The 14,361-nt window shown below is 73.2% G+C and carries 13 protein-coding genes; 10 read left to right on the top strand and 3 right to left on the bottom strand.

Annotation, left to right across the window (positions count from 1 at the left end; all coding sequences use genetic code 11):
• Positions 1-430 precede the first annotated feature (430 nt).
• The 4 genes from ABD369_RS04835 (at position 431) to ABD369_RS04820 (ending at position 3,138) form a co-directional block, all read left to right on the top strand.
• Positions 431-640 (top strand): helix-turn-helix domain-containing protein, encoded by a 210-nt coding sequence (locus ABD369_RS04835; protein ID WP_344634926.1) that lies wholly within the window; start codon positions 431-433, stop codon positions 638-640.
• Positions 641-742: 102 nt separating this feature from the next.
• Positions 743-859 (top strand): 30S ribosomal protein bS22, encoded by a 117-nt coding sequence (locus tag ABD369_RS04830; protein ID WP_425311139.1) that lies wholly within the window; start codon positions 743-745, stop codon positions 857-859.
• A gap of 202 nt (positions 860-1,061) precedes the next feature.
• Entirely contained in the window at positions 1,062-2,111 is a 1,050-nt protein-coding gene (locus ABD369_RS04825) for an NAD-dependent epimerase/dehydratase family protein (protein ID WP_344634925.1), read from the top strand.
• Between the two features lie 7 nt (positions 2,112-2,118).
• Positions 2,119-3,138, top strand: a complete 1,020-nt coding sequence (locus ABD369_RS04820) for a lysophospholipid acyltransferase family protein (RefSeq protein ID WP_344634924.1) — start codon at positions 2,119-2,121, stop codon at positions 3,136-3,138.
• Positions 3,139-3,252: 114 nt separating this feature from the next.
• Here ABD369_RS04820 and ABD369_RS04815 read toward each other — a convergent pair whose 3' ends face one another.
• From ABD369_RS04815 to ABD369_RS04805, 3 genes are all read right to left on the bottom strand, one after another.
• Positions 3,253-4,506 (bottom strand): DUF5667 domain-containing protein, encoded by a 1,254-nt coding sequence (locus ABD369_RS04815; protein WP_344634923.1) that lies wholly within the window; start codon positions 4,504-4,506, stop codon positions 3,253-3,255.
• Between the two features lie 250 nt (positions 4,507-4,756).
• Entirely contained in the window at positions 4,757-5,521 is a 765-nt protein-coding gene (locus tag ABD369_RS04810; RefSeq protein WP_344635098.1) for an ECF subfamily RNA polymerase sigma factor, BldN family, read from the bottom strand.
• Positions 5,522-6,268: 747 nt separating this feature from the next.
• Positions 6,269-7,222: an HAD family hydrolase gene (locus ABD369_RS04805; RefSeq protein WP_344634922.1), complete on the bottom strand. Its 954-nt coding sequence runs from the start codon at positions 7,220-7,222 to the stop codon at positions 6,269-6,271.
• 109 nt (positions 7,223-7,331) lie between these two features.
• Here ABD369_RS04805 and ABD369_RS04800 point away from each other — a divergent pair, with 109 nt between their 5' ends.
• The 6 genes from ABD369_RS04800 to hemB all read left to right on the top strand — a co-directional run bounded on the left by ABD369_RS04800 (position 7,332) and on the right by hemB (position 14,233).
• Complete coding sequence (locus ABD369_RS04800; protein WP_344634921.1) at positions 7,332-7,616, top strand: glutaredoxin family protein; 285 nt, start codon at positions 7,332-7,334, stop codon at positions 7,614-7,616.
• A gap of 421 nt (positions 7,617-8,037) precedes the next feature.
• Positions 8,038-8,925 (top strand): redox-sensing transcriptional repressor Rex, encoded by an 888-nt coding sequence (locus ABD369_RS04795; RefSeq protein WP_344634920.1) that lies wholly within the window; start codon positions 8,038-8,040, stop codon positions 8,923-8,925.
• Between the two features lie 64 nt (positions 8,926-8,989).
• The gene (locus ABD369_RS04790; RefSeq protein WP_344634919.1) at positions 8,990-10,492 is read left to right on the top strand and encodes a glutamyl-tRNA reductase; all 1,503 of its coding nucleotides are present in this window, start codon (positions 8,990-8,992) and stop codon (positions 10,490-10,492) included.
• Positions 10,493-10,532: 40 nt separating this feature from the next.
• Entirely contained in the window at positions 10,533-11,528 is a 996-nt protein-coding gene (gene hemC / locus ABD369_RS04785) for a hydroxymethylbilane synthase (RefSeq protein ID WP_344634918.1), read from the top strand.
• Positions 11,528-13,174 carry a bifunctional uroporphyrinogen-III C-methyltransferase/uroporphyrinogen-III synthase gene (locus ABD369_RS04780; protein WP_344634917.1) on the top strand — a complete coding sequence of 549 codons (1,647 nt, stop codon included), beginning with the start codon at positions 11,528-11,530 and terminating at the stop codon, positions 13,172-13,174. Before hemC ends, ABD369_RS04780 begins: the two co-directional genes overlap by 1 nt.
• Positions 13,175-13,252: 78 nt before the next feature.
• Positions 13,253-14,233 (top strand): porphobilinogen synthase, encoded by a 981-nt coding sequence (gene hemB, locus ABD369_RS04775; RefSeq protein ID WP_344634916.1) that lies wholly within the window; start codon positions 13,253-13,255, stop codon positions 14,231-14,233.
• The last annotated feature ends 128 nt before the right edge of the window (positions 14,234-14,361 follow it).

Here is a 14,361-nt window from a genome sequence, read left to right as displayed (position 1 = left end):
CTGCCAGTACCGGCGGCAGGCTGCCGTGCACCACTCCGCGCAGCCGGTACGGCCGGCGCCGAGCGCCCTTGCCGCAGCCGGTCAAGCGCCGCCTGACCTGGGGCGGCGGCCACGGCCGGCCCCGCGGTCCCGGCCGGCCGGGCATCGCAGCCGACGGGCTTCGCGGACCTTGACGACCCGGCGCCGTTCGCCGGGAAGGCCGGGGCAGTGGTTGCGGCGGCGCACCGGTGGACGGCGGTGCGCACCCGGACTGCTACAGAGCGCGGAGCGACTACGTACTGCAACGATGGGATCTCGCACCGTACGGAGACTGGGCTTCCCCCTCTTCCCACTGGTACCACCCATAACTACTCTGGGGATACACGTGTGCCGGTGGAGTCACCGGAGGGGAAGCCGGTGCCTAGCACACGGGTAAGGGTCGGGTGAGGTCATGAGTGCTGGCGAACGCCCCCTGCAGGAGGTCGTCTTCCTGACCGTGGCGGAAGTCGCCGCGGTGATGCGGGTGTCGAAGATGACGGTCTACCGCCTCGTGCACAGCGGAGAGCTTCCGGCCATCCGGGTCGGCCGCTCCTTCCGGGTGCCCGAACAGGCGGTCCACGAGTACTTGAAGGAGTCCTACGTGCGCCTTGAGAGCGCGTAGGCACGACACCGACGGACGCCGATTACGGTGCTGGGCGTGCGGACGGTAGGCTAGGCCGTCCGTCAGTCGTATGGACTCCGTCTCTCACGGGCGAGAGTCTGAGTGAGCGAGGGTTGTTCCGTGGGCTCTGTCATCAAGAAGCGTCGCAAGCGTATGGCCAAGAAGAAGCACCGCAAGCTTCTGAAGAGGACTCGCGTTCAGCGTCGCAACAAGAAGTAACACCACACGGCTGCGCGCTTTCCTCGCCTCGGCGAGGGTCAGCCGACCTCCGGGACGCCCCGCGCACCAGGTGTGCCCACCGCCCGCCCAGACGAATTTCCGTCCGGGCGGGTGGTGGCGTTTTCGGCGCGGAAACAGCCGCACGGTACGGTGCAGTCAGGGGTTGGAGCCCCGCGTGCGACGGCGAGGAGGACACGAGGCTGTGGGCAGGGTCGTGCTCGTCACCGGCGTGGCACGCCATCTCGGTGCCCGCTTCGCGGCGGAGGTCAGCCGCGATCCCGACGTGGACCTGGTGGTGGGCGTGGACGTCCGCCCGCCGCAGCGCGAGCTGCCGGACGACTGCCGGTTCGTCCAGGTCGACCTGCGCCGCCCGTCCGTCGCGCGGGTGATGGCGGAACACGACGTCGACACGGTGGTCCACCTCACCGTCAGCGCCACCGGCCCGGGCGGCCGCGCCGTGGTCAAGGAGACCAACGTCATCGGCACGATGCAGCTGCTCGGCGCCTGCCAGAAGGCCCCGGGCCTGCAGCGCCTGGTGGTGAAGTCCACCACCGGCGTGTACGGCTCCGCACCCCGCGACCCCGCCGTCTTCGGCGAGCGGATGCAGCCCAAGGACCTGCCGCGCGGCGGCTTCGCCAAGGACGCCGCCGAAGTCGAGGGATACGTACGCGGGTTCGCCCGCCGCCGCCCCGACGTCGCGGTCACCGTGCTGCGCTTCGCCAACATCGTCGGCCCGGCCGGGGACACCCCGCTCACCGAGTACTTCGCACTGCCCGTCCTGCCGACCGCGCTCGGGCACGACCCCCGGCTGCAGTTCATCCACGAGGACGACGCCGTCGAGGTACTGCGGCTGGCCGCGGGCCCGGCCCGGCCCGGGACCACCAACACCGGCACCTTCAACGTGGCCGGCGAGGGCGTGCTGCTGCTCTCCCAGTGCGCCCGCCGCCTCGGCCGGCCGACCGTGCCGCTGCTGCTGCCCGCCCTCGGCCTGGTCGCGGGCATCGTCCGGCAGACCCGGCTCGCCGACATCTCGCCCGAACAGATCCGGCTACTCACCCACGGCCGGGTGGTGGACACCACGCAGCTGCGCGAAACCTTCGGGTACGTACCGAAGTTCACCACTCCGGAGGCCTTCGCCGACTTCGCCGCCGCGCAGTCGCCCGGACTCCTGCCGCCCGAACGGCTCGCCGCAGTCACCGACCGGCTGGCCGGGCTGCTCGGCACCGACCACCCCGACGCCCCGAGGAGCTGAGGCCACCATGACCGCCGCGAGAGAGTACGCCGGCACCGAGGCCAAGGTCATCCCGATCGAGTCCGCGCCCAGCTGGCACGGCGACCGCAGCAGCGCGGCGACGGAGCGGTTCGCGGACCGCGTCGCCGAGGCCGTCGGCGGCGCCCTCGCCGGAAAGCTCGGCACCGCCGCCGCCCGGGTCCTCGGCAAGGGCTGGGAGCAGCGCGCCGCGGGCGGCCTCGCCTTCCTGCGCCGGCGGGTCACCGGCGACTACGAGGTGGACGAGTTCGGCTTCGACCGCGAACTCACCGAGGAGGTCTTCCTCTCGGCGCTGCGCCCGCTCGCCGAGAAGTACTTCCGGGTCGAGGTGCGGGGCATCGAGAACATCCCGAGCGAGGGCGGCGCACTGATCGTCGCCAACCACTCGGGCACCGTCCCGCTGGACGCCCTGATGACCCAGGTCGCCATCCACGACCACCACCCCAGGCAGCGGCACCTGCGGATGCTCGCCGCCGACCTGGTCTTCGTGCTTCCGGTGGTGAACGAACTCGCCCGGAAGGCCGGGCACACCCTCGCCTGCAACGAGGACGCCCAGGCGCTGCTGGAGCGCGGCGAGGTGGTCGGCGTCTGGCCCGAGGGCTTCAAGGGGATCGGCAAGCCGTTCGCGGACCGGTACAAGCTGCAGCGGTTCGGGCGCGGCGGGTTCGTAGCCTCGGCGCTGCGGGCGCAGGTGCCGATCGTGCCGTGCTCGATCGTCGGGGCCGAGGAGACCTACCCGATGATCGGCAACGCCAAGACGCTCGCCCGGCTGCTCGGGCTGCCGTATCTGCCGATCACGCCGACCTTCCCCTGGCTCGGGCCGCTGGGGGCGGTGCCGCTGCCCACCAAGTGGACCATCCAGTTCGGCGAACCGATCCCGACCGACAGCCACCCGCCGGAGGCGGCGGACGACCCGATGCTGGTCTTCAACCTGACCGACCAGGTCCGCGAGACCATCCAGCACACCCTGTACAAGCTCCTGGTCCAGCGGCGTTCGGTCTTCTTCTGACCCCTGGCCGGGGGAAGGGCCGACGCCGAGGGCTCGGGCGGCCCGGCGGCTCTGAAACGGCGGCGGGTGGCCGTGAGTGCGCCAACTCACGGCCACCCGCCGAGGGTTCCGGCCTCAGCCCAGCTTCAGGCCCGGCAGGAGGTTGGGCAGGAGCGGAGGGATGTCGAGGCCTTGACCGTCGGAACCGCCGTCCGTCGTCGACTGCGACGGCGTGGGCGTACCGGCCGGCCTGGTGGGCTGACCGGCGGCCGGGGCGGTGGGCGAGGACCCGTGTCCGGTGAGGCCGCTGGTCAGGTTGTCGACCAGACCGCCGACCGTGCCGGGAGCCGGGCTCGGCTTCGACGCGGCCGCCCCCGTGCCCGAACCGCTCGGCCGGCCGGCCGGACCCTGTCCGACGCCGCCCTGAGCCGGGTCGGCGGGCGAACCGCCGGGGGAGTGCAGCCCCGTGCCACTGGTGGTGGCGCCGGTGCCGGTGGAGTGGCTGACGGCCGGCTGCTCCAGGTGGAGCGGGGCGACGTCCTCGCTCATCTCGTCGAAGAGCGAATCCACCTTGCTCGCCTGGGTGGTGAGCTGCTGCGGGAGCCGGCTCTGCAGGGCGGCCCAACGCTCGTCCTCGTCGTCCGCGAAGGAGGCCAGCGTGCGCATCGGGGTCAGCGAACCGTTGCTGCGGTACACCGCGCGCAGCAACTCCCTTCCGCGGATGGCCTCGGCGTGCATGTCGTCCAGCGCCCGGCGGAGCTGTTCGACCGTGCCGGTGCTCAGCCCGGACGTCGGACCCGCCCGACCGAGCAGACCCTGCGCCTCCGCCAAGCGGGTCGACGCCTGGTCCAGCAGCAGCGAGCCGCGCTCGGTGTCCGAGTCGGCCCAGTCCAGCCGGATGCCCTCCAGGCCGCGCTTCATCCCGTACAGCGCGTCTCCCGGAAGGGCGTTGGAACTCGCGGCGGCGGCGCCGGCGAGGCTGCCGACCGCAACTCCCGCGACCAGTCCGCCGATCACCAGCCGCCGTCCCCAGCGGCTGCCCCGCAGCGCCCTGACCGCCCGGTGTCGCCGCTGCTGCGGCACCCGGGCCGCGAGTCCGTCCTGCGCCGCGCCGCCGGCCCACTCCCGCTCGAACGCGGCCATCAGCTGGGCGCGTTGGAGCGATCTGGCCTCACCGCTCAGCTCGGGCGCGGGCAGCGAGCCGAGCGCCCCCGCCAGGTCGAGCAGCTCTGCCATCGCGGTGGAACCGCGTTCGGGGCTGCTGTCCGGCGCACCGCTGCTCAGCGGGCCACCGGCTGCGCCGCTGCTGGGTCTGGCCTCCGCTCGGTGGGCCTCCAGCGCCTCGGCGAAGGCCCTCGCCCGTCGGTGCTCCAGCACGTTTGCCGTCACGGGCCACACCTCCCTTCGTCGTTGTCGACACCCCGGCCTGCCGGACGGTTGCCACGGCGAGCCAATAACACTCCATCGGGTGACGAGGCCTGAACTTGCTTGACCGTGGGCCCGGTGGGGGTTTGCACGCTGGCCAACGAGCAGTGCCGGGGGTCGGTTACGCGCGGCTGATCATGTGACGACCCATTCACCCGGACGTGTCCGGGGTGCCACGCGATTGCTGACGGTCCGCCCGGGGCGGCGGACGGGCTCACCGTGCGTCGGGGGGAAGCAGCCTGGCGAGGGTGCGTACCGCGCGGTACTGGAGGGTCTTGATCGCGCCCTCGTTCTTGCCCATGATGCGGGCCGTCTCCGCGACCGAGAGCCCCTGCAGGAAGCGGAGCGTGACGCACTCCTGCTGCTGCGGGTTGAGCCGCCGGACGGCGTCCAGCAGCGCGGCGTTGGAGAGCGACTCCAGCACCGAGTCCTCGGGGCTGCGCTCGCACTCGTTGGAGTCGAGCATCTCGCCCGTGGTGACCTCCAGCCGAAACCGGCTGGACTTGAAGTGGTCGGCCACCAGGTTGCGGGCGATGGTCACCAGCCAGGCGCCGAAGTCCCGGCCCTGCCAGGTGAAGGTGCCGATCCGGCGCAGCGCTCGCAGGAAGGTCTCGCTGGTGAGGTCCTCGGCGGTGGCCCGGCTGCCGACCCGGTAGTAGATGTACCGGTAGACGGTGTCCGCGTAGTGGTCGTACAGCCGGCCGAACGCCTCGCTCTCGCCGTTCTGGGCCCGTTCGACCAGGTCCATGATCGGGTTGTGCTCGGTCTCGACGCCGGTGCTGGGCGCGGTCCTTGCGCGGCTGCGGCCGGTGCCGCCGAGGGCAGTGCGGCTGCGGGTGCCGGGCCCGCTGGTGGCGGCGGAGCGGAGCAGTGTGCCGGGTCGACGGGCGGCGGCCCCGGCGACGACCGGGGCGGGGTGGGGCGCCAACGCGGCGCCGGCGAGCGCCGGCCCAGGCAGGTGGAGCTCGAACTCGCGGATCGCGCCCCAGAGTCGGTCGAGCTGCCTGCTGGGCCAGCCGTGCGTACTGGAGCCGGAACCGGGGCGCAGGTTGGCGGACGACGGGCGGGAGGTGGCAGGCGCGTCGTTCCGGACGGGTGGGTACACGGGACTCCCAGAGGCAGAACTGTGGACGGATCACCTCCGCCTGCGCGGAGCGCACATCTCCCTGGGCAGCCGTCACACGGGACGCATGGGTGGTGTGCATCCAGGAGAGAATAACGCTTTGTGCAATGACAGCTACACCCTGTGGCCGAAGTGGTCGTTTGGGATCCGCTTCTCGCGCATATTCAGCTGGAACTGACCGAACGTCCCGCCGGTCGCCCGGCTCAATGTGACCAGCCGTGCACACGAAGTGACCAATTCATGGACGGGGGGCGGGGTTTCCCGGCTCCAGGCCGCGGCAACCCCAGACTTTCCCGAGATGCCGAACGATCGGATCCGGTCACGGTCGAACCGGTTCGGAGGCTGCGCACAGTGACCGCGGTTAACCCGGGAGCGTGATCGGCTCGCCGCGCCAACTCGCAGGATGACGCCTGCGGGTGACACCCCGGCGGTGGTGTGCGCACCGGCGAGATGACGCAGCGTCAGCCGTGCGTGCGGGAGATGGCGTCCGGCGCGGGCTCGCGGCGGGGCGGCGGGCAGCACCGGCCGCGGGCGCGGGAGGCGGTGCGCGGCAGGGCTGCGGGGTGTGTCGGCCGCGGGGCCGGGAGGTGCGGGGCGGCGGGGTCAGGCGTGCTGCCTGCGGCGGGCCGCGACGGCGCCCGCCGCCGCTCCCGCCAGTACGCCCAGTACGACCGCGGCCGGCAGGCCGACCCTCGCGGCCTTGCGCCCCGTCCTGAAGTCCCGGACCCGCCAGCCGTTCGCGCGGGCGTGCCGCAGCAGCGCGGCGTCCGGGTTCACCACGTACGGATGGCCGACCAGGGTCAGCATCGGGATGTCGTTGGCCGAGTCGCTGAACGCCGCGCAGCGGGACAGGTCGAGCCCCTCGCGACGGGCCAGCGCGCCGACCGCCGCGGCCTTGGCCGGGCCGTGCAGCAGTCCGCCCACCAGGCGGCCGGTGTAGACGCCGTCCACCGTCTCGGCGACGGTGCCCAGTGCGCCGGTCATCCCGAGCCGACGGGCGATGATCCGGGCCACCTCCTGCGGAGCGGCGGTGACCAGCCAGACCTGCTGGCCGGCATCCTGGTGCAGTCGCACCAGCGCCCGGGTGCCCGGCCAGATCTTCTCCGCGATGACCGGTTCGAAGATCTCCTCGCAGATCTGCTCCAGGTCGGCGGTGCGCATCCCGGAGACCAGGGCGAGGGCGGTGTCCTGGGCGTCCGAGATGTGACCGGGGTCCTCGGCGCCGTACAGCCGGAACCACGCCTGCTGCCAGGCGAAGCGGGCCACGTCGCGGTGGGTGAAGAACCTGCGCCGGTACAGGCCCAGGCCCAGGTAGAAGATCGCCGCGCCGCGCAGGATGGTGTTGTCACAGTCGAAGAAGGCGGCGGCCTGCAGGTCGCCCGGGGTCGGGGTGTGGTCCTCGACGGGGGCCTTCGGGGGCTTGGCGCGCTTCGGTTCGGCGGGCTTGGTGGCCCGCTCGAGGTCGGCGGCGGCAGCGTCGGCGGCGGCCTCGCCCGCCAGGGCGGTCCGCTCGGTGGGGGTACGCCCTGCCTGGTGGAGCCTTCGTAGCGCGGCCATGGCACCGAGCATAGTCAGCCGGGCCGTCTCTTCCCGTGACGGTGGTGTGCAGGGCGGGTTAACGCCGCTCGTCCGCCCCATTGCCCGGCCGGTGCGACGGGGGAGCACAATGGGCCGGGTGAGCCCACTGCTGCGACGTGCCCCCAAGAATCCGGCCGACCGTACCGTCACCCTGATCGGCAAGCCGGGCTGCCATCTGTGTGACGACGCCCGCGAGACGATCCTGCGGGTGGCCGGCGAGTTGGGGGCGTCCTTCGAGGAGCAGGACATCACCCAGGACGCCGAGCTCCACCGCAAGTACGCCGAGCAGATCCCGGTCACCCTGATCGACGGCCGCCAGCACGACTTCTGGCGCGTGGACGAACGCCGCCTGCGCACCGCGCTCGGCGCCTGAGTCCGAGTCGTCGCCGCCTTCCCCGGCTGCGGTCCGTCCGGTCGGCCCGGGCGCGGGCCGGCGGCGTCCGGAGGGTGAACCCGTCCGTACCGGCCCGCCGCGACGCCGCGTCCGGGTGTTCTCGCGCGGGCCCGCTGCGGGAGCCGGCCGCGAGGTCGCGTCCGGGGCGGAAACGGGTGCCGCCGCGCCGCCGTTCGGAGCAGTCGCCGCCGGTGCCCGGGGAAGTCCGGTCCGGGCCGTGATCGCCGGGCGCGTCGTGGCCGGAGCCGGTCCGCACCGGGTCGGGCGGCGAGTGGTGCAGGCCGCCGCGCACGACGTGATGCGCATCACTGTGCGGGGACAAATCGGACACCATCTTTGTGCACACGTTCACAAACGCATAGCCTGGCTGCCAAAGCCCAGCTTCACCTACAGGAGCACCGTGGCAATCGGCCGATCCAACCAGAGCAGTTCGCAGACGCCCGACCAGGGCGCCGCGCGACGACCCTCGCGCGCCCGGGGCATCCCGGAGGCGACGGTCGCCCGACTCCCGCTGTACCTGCGTGCGCTGACCGCCCTCTCCGAGCGTTCGGTTCCTACCGTCTCATCCGAGGAGCTCGCCGCCGCGGCCGGGGTCAACTCCGCGAAGCTGCGCAAGGACTTCTCCTACCTCGGCTCCTACGGCACCCGCGGGGTCGGCTACGACGTGGAGTACCTCGTCTACCAGATCTCCCGGGAGCTGGGCCTCACCCAGGACTGGCCGGTCGTCATCGTCGGCATCGGAAACCTGGGGCACGCGCTGGCCAACTACGGCGGCTTCGCCTCCCGTGGCTTCAGGGTGGCGGCCCTGCTGGACGCCGACCCCGCCGTGGTGGGAAGCACCGCCGCCGGACTGCCGGTGCGGCACATGGACGAACTCGAATCCATCGTGGAGAGCCAGCAGGTCTCCATCGGTGTGATCACCACCCCGCCGGGCGCCGCGCAGCAGGTCTGCGACCGGCTGGTCGAGGCGGGCGTCACCAGCATCCTGAACTTCGCGCCGACCGTGCTGACCGTTCCGGACGGTGTGGACGTGCGCAAGGTGGACCTCTCCATAGAGCTGCAGATCCTGGCCTTCCACGAGCAGCGCAAGGCCGGCGACGAACCCTCGCCTGGCGACTCGATGCTGGACCGGGCCCCCGGTCCGGTGCGTGCCGCCGCCGCCAAGCTCCGCCGCGCCGCCGGCGGTTCCGGCAAGGCCGAGCGCGCGGACCGGTCCGAGGCGGCGAACGGCGGCAAGTCCGCGCCCAAGGGCGCCGACGGCGATCTCTCCGCGGTGATGCCGGCATGAGCGGCATCGACACCCGCGGCAGCGGCACCAGCAGCTGTGGCATCCGGACGCGCAAGGGGCGGGCATGAGTCTTCTCGTCGTTGGGCTGAGCCATCGGACGGCGCCGGTGCAGGTGCTGGAGCGCGCCGCGCTCACCGGTGACGTCCCCACCCGTCTGCTGCACGACGCCGCCGCGTCGGCGATGGTCGGTGAGGCCGCCCTGGTCAACACCTGCAACCGGATCGAGCTCTACGCGGACGTGGACAAGTTCCACGCGGGCGTGGCCGAACTCTCCCAGCTGCTCGCCCAGCACAGCGGGGTGGACCTGGAGGAGCTGACCGCCCACCTGTACGTCCACTACGAGGACCGCGCCGTCCACCACCTCTTCTCGGTGGCCTGCGGCCTGGACTCGATGGTGGTCGGCGAGGGCCAGATCCTCGGCCAGCTGCGCGACGCGCTGGCCAAGGCGCAGGAGGAGCACACCGCCGGACGCGGGCTCAACGAGCTGTTCCAGCAGGCCCTGCGAGTCGGCAAGCGCGCCCACAGCGAGACCGGGATCGACCGGGCCGGGCAGTCGCTGGTCACCTTCGGCCTGGAGCAGGTCGCCGCGGTGATCGGGGAGATCGCGGGCAAGCGGGCGCTGGTGGTCGGCGCGGGCTCGATGAGCTCGCTGGCCGCCGCCACCCTGGTCCGCGCCGGCGTCGCCGACCTCCTGATCGCCAACCGCACGCCCGAGCGCGCCGAGCGGCTGGCCGCCAACCTGGGCGCCCGTACGGTGGACTTCGCCAAGGTGCCCGAGGCGCTGGCCGACGTCGATCTGGTGATCTCCTGCACCGGCGCCGCCGGGGTGGTCATCCCGGCCGCCGTGGTCGAGGCCGCCGTCGCCGCCCGCGAAAGCGCCGGAGCTGGCGAGCGAGCCGAAGGGCGCGCCGGAGCGGGGGGCACCTCCCAACCGCCAAGGCTGGGGGAGAGCGTCGACGCCGGGTACGAGCGCCCGGAAGCGAGCCGAGCCCTGAAGAGGAGAGCCCCGCTCGCCTTCCTCGACCTGGCCATGCCGCGCGACGTGGACCACGCGGTGCACGAGCTGCCCGGCGCCCTGCTGGTCGACCTGGAGAGCCTCTCCCACGCCCACGCCGCCACTCCCGGCGCCGGGGACGTGGACGCCGTCACCGGTATCGTCTCCGACGAGGTGACCGCGTTCGGCGCCGCCCAGCGCGCCGCCCGGATCGCCCCGACCGTGGTCGCCCTGCGGGCCATGGCCTCCGACGTGGTGAGCAGCGAACTCGCCCGCCTGGAGGCCAGGCTGCCCGACCTGGACGACCGGTCCCGGGCGGAGATCACCCAGACCGTCCGCCGTGTGGTCGACAAGCTGCTGCACGCGCCGACCGTCCGGGTCAAGCAACTCGCCGCCGAGCCCGGCGGAGCCGGCTACGCCGACGCCCTGCGCGAACTGTTCGACCTGGACCCGGCGGCGGTGCACGCTGTCTCCGGCACCCCGATCGGGACGCAGGCCGGTGCCAGCGTTCCCGCCGGAGGCATCCCCGCGGCACAGGCCGGTGCCGCTCCGACCACCGGAGCGGCTCGATGAACCCCCACCATCCCATCAGCACGACCGGGACGATCACCTCATGAATGGTCAACTGAGCACCACTCAGGACGAGTCGGCACAACCCCTGCGCCTCGGCACCCGCCGCAGCGCGCTCGCCATGGCCCAGTCCGGCATGGTGGCCCGCGAGGTGACCCGGGTCACCGGGCGCCCTGTGGAGCTGGTCGAGATCACCACCTACGGCGACGTGTCGCGAGAGTCGCTGGCCCAGATCGGCGGCACCGGCGTCTTCGTCTCCGCCCTGCGCGACGCGCTCCTGGAAGGCCGGATCGACCTCGCCGTGCACTCGCTCAAGGACCTGCCCACCGCAGCCCCCGAGGGCCTGCTGCTGGCGGCCGTCCCCGAGCGCGAGGACGTCCGCGACGCACTGGTCGCCCGCGACGGCCTCGCCTTGTCCGAGCTGGTCGAGAAGCTCGCCGGCACCGGGCGCCCGGCCCGGATCGGCACCGGCTCCCCGCGCCGGATGGCCCAGCTGAACGCCTGGGCCGCGGCCCGCGGCGCCGCCCTGGAGACCGTCGCCATCCGCGGCAACGTGGACACCCGGATCGGCTACGTCGAGAAGGGCGAGCTGGACGCCGTGGTCCTGGCCACCGCCGGCCTCAACCGCCTCGGCCGCGCCGACGAGATCACCGAGCACCTCGACCCCGAGCTGATGCTCCCGGCCCCCGGGCAGGGCGCCCTCGCCGTCGAGTGCGTGGACGCCGGCCTCGCCGCCGAGCTGCGCGCCCTGGACCACGCCCCCACCCGGGCCGCCGTGGTCGCCGAGCGCGCACTGCTGGCCACCCTGGAGGCCGGCTGCTCCGCCCCGGTCGCGGCACTCGCGACCTGGGACGGCCAGGAACTGACGCTGGAAGGCGTGGTCGGCACCGTCGACGGCGCCACCCTGCTGAGAATGACCGCCAACGGTCCGCTCGTCCTCGACGAGACCGCCGAGCAGCAGACGACGGCCCTCGGTCGCGCCCTCGCCGCCCGGCTGCTCGACGCGGGAGCGGCCAACCTGATGGGGGAGCGAGCCTGATGAGCCCCGCCACTAGTCCGTCCGCCGCTGCCGTCCCGGCCGCCCCGACCGGGCGCTGCACCTTCCTGGGGGCGGGCCCCGGCGACCCCGGGCTGCTCACCCTGCGCGCGGTCGACGAGCTGTCCTCCGCCGACATCCTGATCGCCGACCCGCTCACCGCGGCCGCCGTGCGCACCCACTGCCCGCAGGGCGTCCAGGTGTACAACCCGGCCGAGGAGAGCGACCTCGACGTGGCCAAGTTGGTCGCCGAGGCCGTGCGGGCGGGCAAGCACGTGGTCCGTACCGTCGACGGCGACCCCGGCCTGGACGGCTGCGCCGCCGAGGAGATGCTGCGCTGCGCCAAGTCGGAGGTCCCGTTCGAGGTGATCCCGGGCGTCGCCCAGTCGGTCGGCGTCCCGGCGTACGCGGGTGTCCCGCTGCGCGGCCGCCAGGGGGCGGACGTCCGCTTCGTGGACGGCCCGTCCCTGCTGGCCGGCGGCCCGGTGGACCTCGGCGCCCCCGAGACCACGCTGGTGGTCCGCACCACCCTGGGCCAGCTTCCCGCCACCGCCAGCGCCCTGGTGGCAGGCGGCCGCAAGCCCGACGCGGCGCTCTCCGCGACGCTGTCCGGCACCACCACCCGCCAGCGCACCTTCACCTCCACCCTGGCCACCATCGCGGCCGAGCTGAAGGCGGCCCGGGTGCTGCCGTCCCCGGTGTCGGCCCCGGTCGACCCGGCGACCTCGGTCATAGCCGTGGTGGGCGAGCAGGTCGCGCACCGCTCCTCGCACTCCTGGTTCGAGACCAAGCCGCTGTTCGGCTGGAACGTCCTGGTCCCGCGCACCAAGGAGCAGGCGCACGGCCTCTCCGAGCAGCTGCGCTCGTACGGCGCGGTGCCGCAGGAGGTGCCCACCATCGCGGTGGAGCCGCCGCGCACCCCGCAGCAGATGGAGCGTGCGATCAAGGGCCTGGTGACGGGCCGCTACGAGTGGATCGCCTTCACCTCGGTCAACGCAGTCAAGGCGGTCCGGGAGAAGTTCGAGGAGTACGGCCTGGACGCCCGCGCCTTCGCCGGGATCAAGGTCGCCGCGGTCGGCGAGACCACCGCCCAGGCGCTGGTGGACTTCGGGGTGAAGCCCGACCTGGTGCCGTCCGGCGAGCAGTCCGCCGCCGGCCTGCTGGAGGACTGGCCGCCCTACGACCCGGTCTTCGACCCGATCGACCGGGTGCTGCTGCCGCGGGCCGACATCGCCACCGAGACCCTGGTGGCCGGCCTGGTCGAACTCGGCTGGGAGGTGGACGACGTGACGGCGTACCGGACCGTGCGCGCCTCGCCGCCGCCGGCCGAGACCCGCGAGGCGATCAAGGGCGGCGGGTTCGACGCGGTGCTCTTCACCTCGTCCTCGACCGTGCGCAACCTGGTCGGTATCGCGGGCAAGCCGCACAATGTGACGATCATCGCCTGTATCGGTCCGGCCACCGCCAAGACCGCCGAGGAGCACGGCCTGCGGGTCGACGTGATGGCGCCCGCGCCGTCCGCCTCCGCGCTGGCCCAGGCCCTGGCCGACTTCGGCGCCGCCCGCCGGGACACCGCCCTCGCGGCCGGTGAACCGGTGTACCGTCCCAGCGAGCGCCGTCCCGGCTCGCGCCGCAAGGCCGCCCGCTAGGACTGCCGGGCGGCCCAACCCCCGCCCGGGAGGTCGTCGTCGCCCTCCCGGGCTTCCGCACCCGTTCGGAGATGTCCCGTGTCCGCTGAATTCCCGTACGTACGCCCGCGCCGGCTGCGTTCGACCCCGGCGATGCGCCGACTGGTCGCCGAGACCCGTCTGCACCCGGCCGAGCTGATCCTGCCCGCCTTCGTCCGCGAGGGCATCGCCGAGCCGAGGCCGATCACCTCGATGCCCGGCGTGGTCCAGCACACCAGGGACACCCTGCGGAAGGCCGCCGTCGAGGCGGCGGAGGCGGGCCTCGGCGGCATCATGCTGTTCGGTGTGCCCGAGGTGCAGGACGCCGTCGGCAGCGAGGGCACCAAGGCGGACGGCATCCTGCAGCAGGCGATCCGGGACGTGGTCTCGGAGGTCGGCGACGCCCTGGTGGTGATGTCCGACCTGTGCCTGGACGAGTACACCGACCACGGCCATTGCGGAGTACTCGCCGAGGACGGCAGCGTCGACAACGACGCCACCCTGGAACGCTACCGGGAGATGGCCCTGGTCCAGGCCGAGGCGGGGGTCCACCTGGTCGGCCCGTCCGGCATGATGGACGGCCAGATCGGCGTGATCCGCCGGGCGCTGGACGAGGCGGGCCACCAGGACGTCGGCATCCTCGCCTACACCGCCAAGTACGCCTCCGGCTTCTACGGCCCGTTCCGCGAGGCGGTCGGCTCCTCGCTCCGGGGCGACCGCAAGACCTACCAGCAGGACCCGGCCAATGCCCGCGAGGCGCTGCGCGAGCTGGAGCTGGACCTCGCCGAGGGCGCCGACATGGTGATGGTCAAGCCCGCCATGGCCTACCTCGACATCCTGCGGCAGGTCGCCGACGCCTCCCCGGTGCCGGTCTCCGCGTACCAGGTGTCCGGCGAGTACGCGATGGTCGAGGCCGCCGCCGCCAACGGCTGGGTGGACCGCGAGCGCCTGATCATGGAGACGCTGACCTCGATCCGCCGTGCGGGCGCCGAGTCGATCCTCACCTACTGGGCCGTCGAGGCCGCCCGGATGCTCAAGTAGCCGGCGCCCGCTCGGGCAGCCGGACGGCGCGAGGCCGGGCCGCGGAACACTCCGTGGCCCGGCCTACCGCCGGTGCGTCGACACATACCTGGGCCCGTGGAAGCTGTTGGGGCTGCCGCTGCTCGGCA

Source organism: Kitasatospora cystarginea (genome assembly GCF_039533515.1).
Lineage (GTDB): Bacteria > Actinomycetota > Actinomycetes > Streptomycetales > Streptomycetaceae > Kitasatospora > Kitasatospora cystarginea.
The sequence above is the reverse complement of the archived record's forward strand: the minus strand, read 5'-3'. Positions and strand labels throughout refer to the sequence as shown.

What these genes read in the sequence shown, in the direction of transcription:
- ABD369_RS04835 (WP_344634926.1), top strand. Translation starts at nt 431, where the DNA reads ATGAGTGCTGGCGAACGCCCCCTGCAGGAGGTCGTCTTCCTGACCGTG.
- ABD369_RS04820 (WP_344634924.1), top strand. Translation starts at nt 2,119, where the DNA reads ATGACCGCCGCGAGAGAGTACGCCGGCACCGAGGCCAAGGTCATCCCG.
- ABD369_RS04805 (WP_344634922.1), bottom strand. Translation starts at nt 7,222, where the DNA reads ATGGCCGCGCTACGAAGGCTCCACCAGGCAGGGCGTACCCCCACCGAG.
- ABD369_RS04800 (WP_344634921.1), top strand. Translation starts at nt 7,332, where the DNA reads ATGGGCCGGGTGAGCCCACTGCTGCGACGTGCCCCCAAGAATCCGGCC.
- ABD369_RS04790 (WP_344634919.1), top strand. Translation starts at nt 8,990, where the DNA reads ATGAGTCTTCTCGTCGTTGGGCTGAGCCATCGGACGGCGCCGGTGCAG.
- hemC (WP_344634918.1), top strand. Translation starts at nt 10,533, where the DNA reads ATGAATGGTCAACTGAGCACCACTCAGGACGAGTCGGCACAACCCCTG.
- ABD369_RS04780 (WP_344634917.1), top strand. Translation starts at nt 11,528, where the DNA reads ATGAGCCCCGCCACTAGTCCGTCCGCCGCTGCCGTCCCGGCCGCCCCG.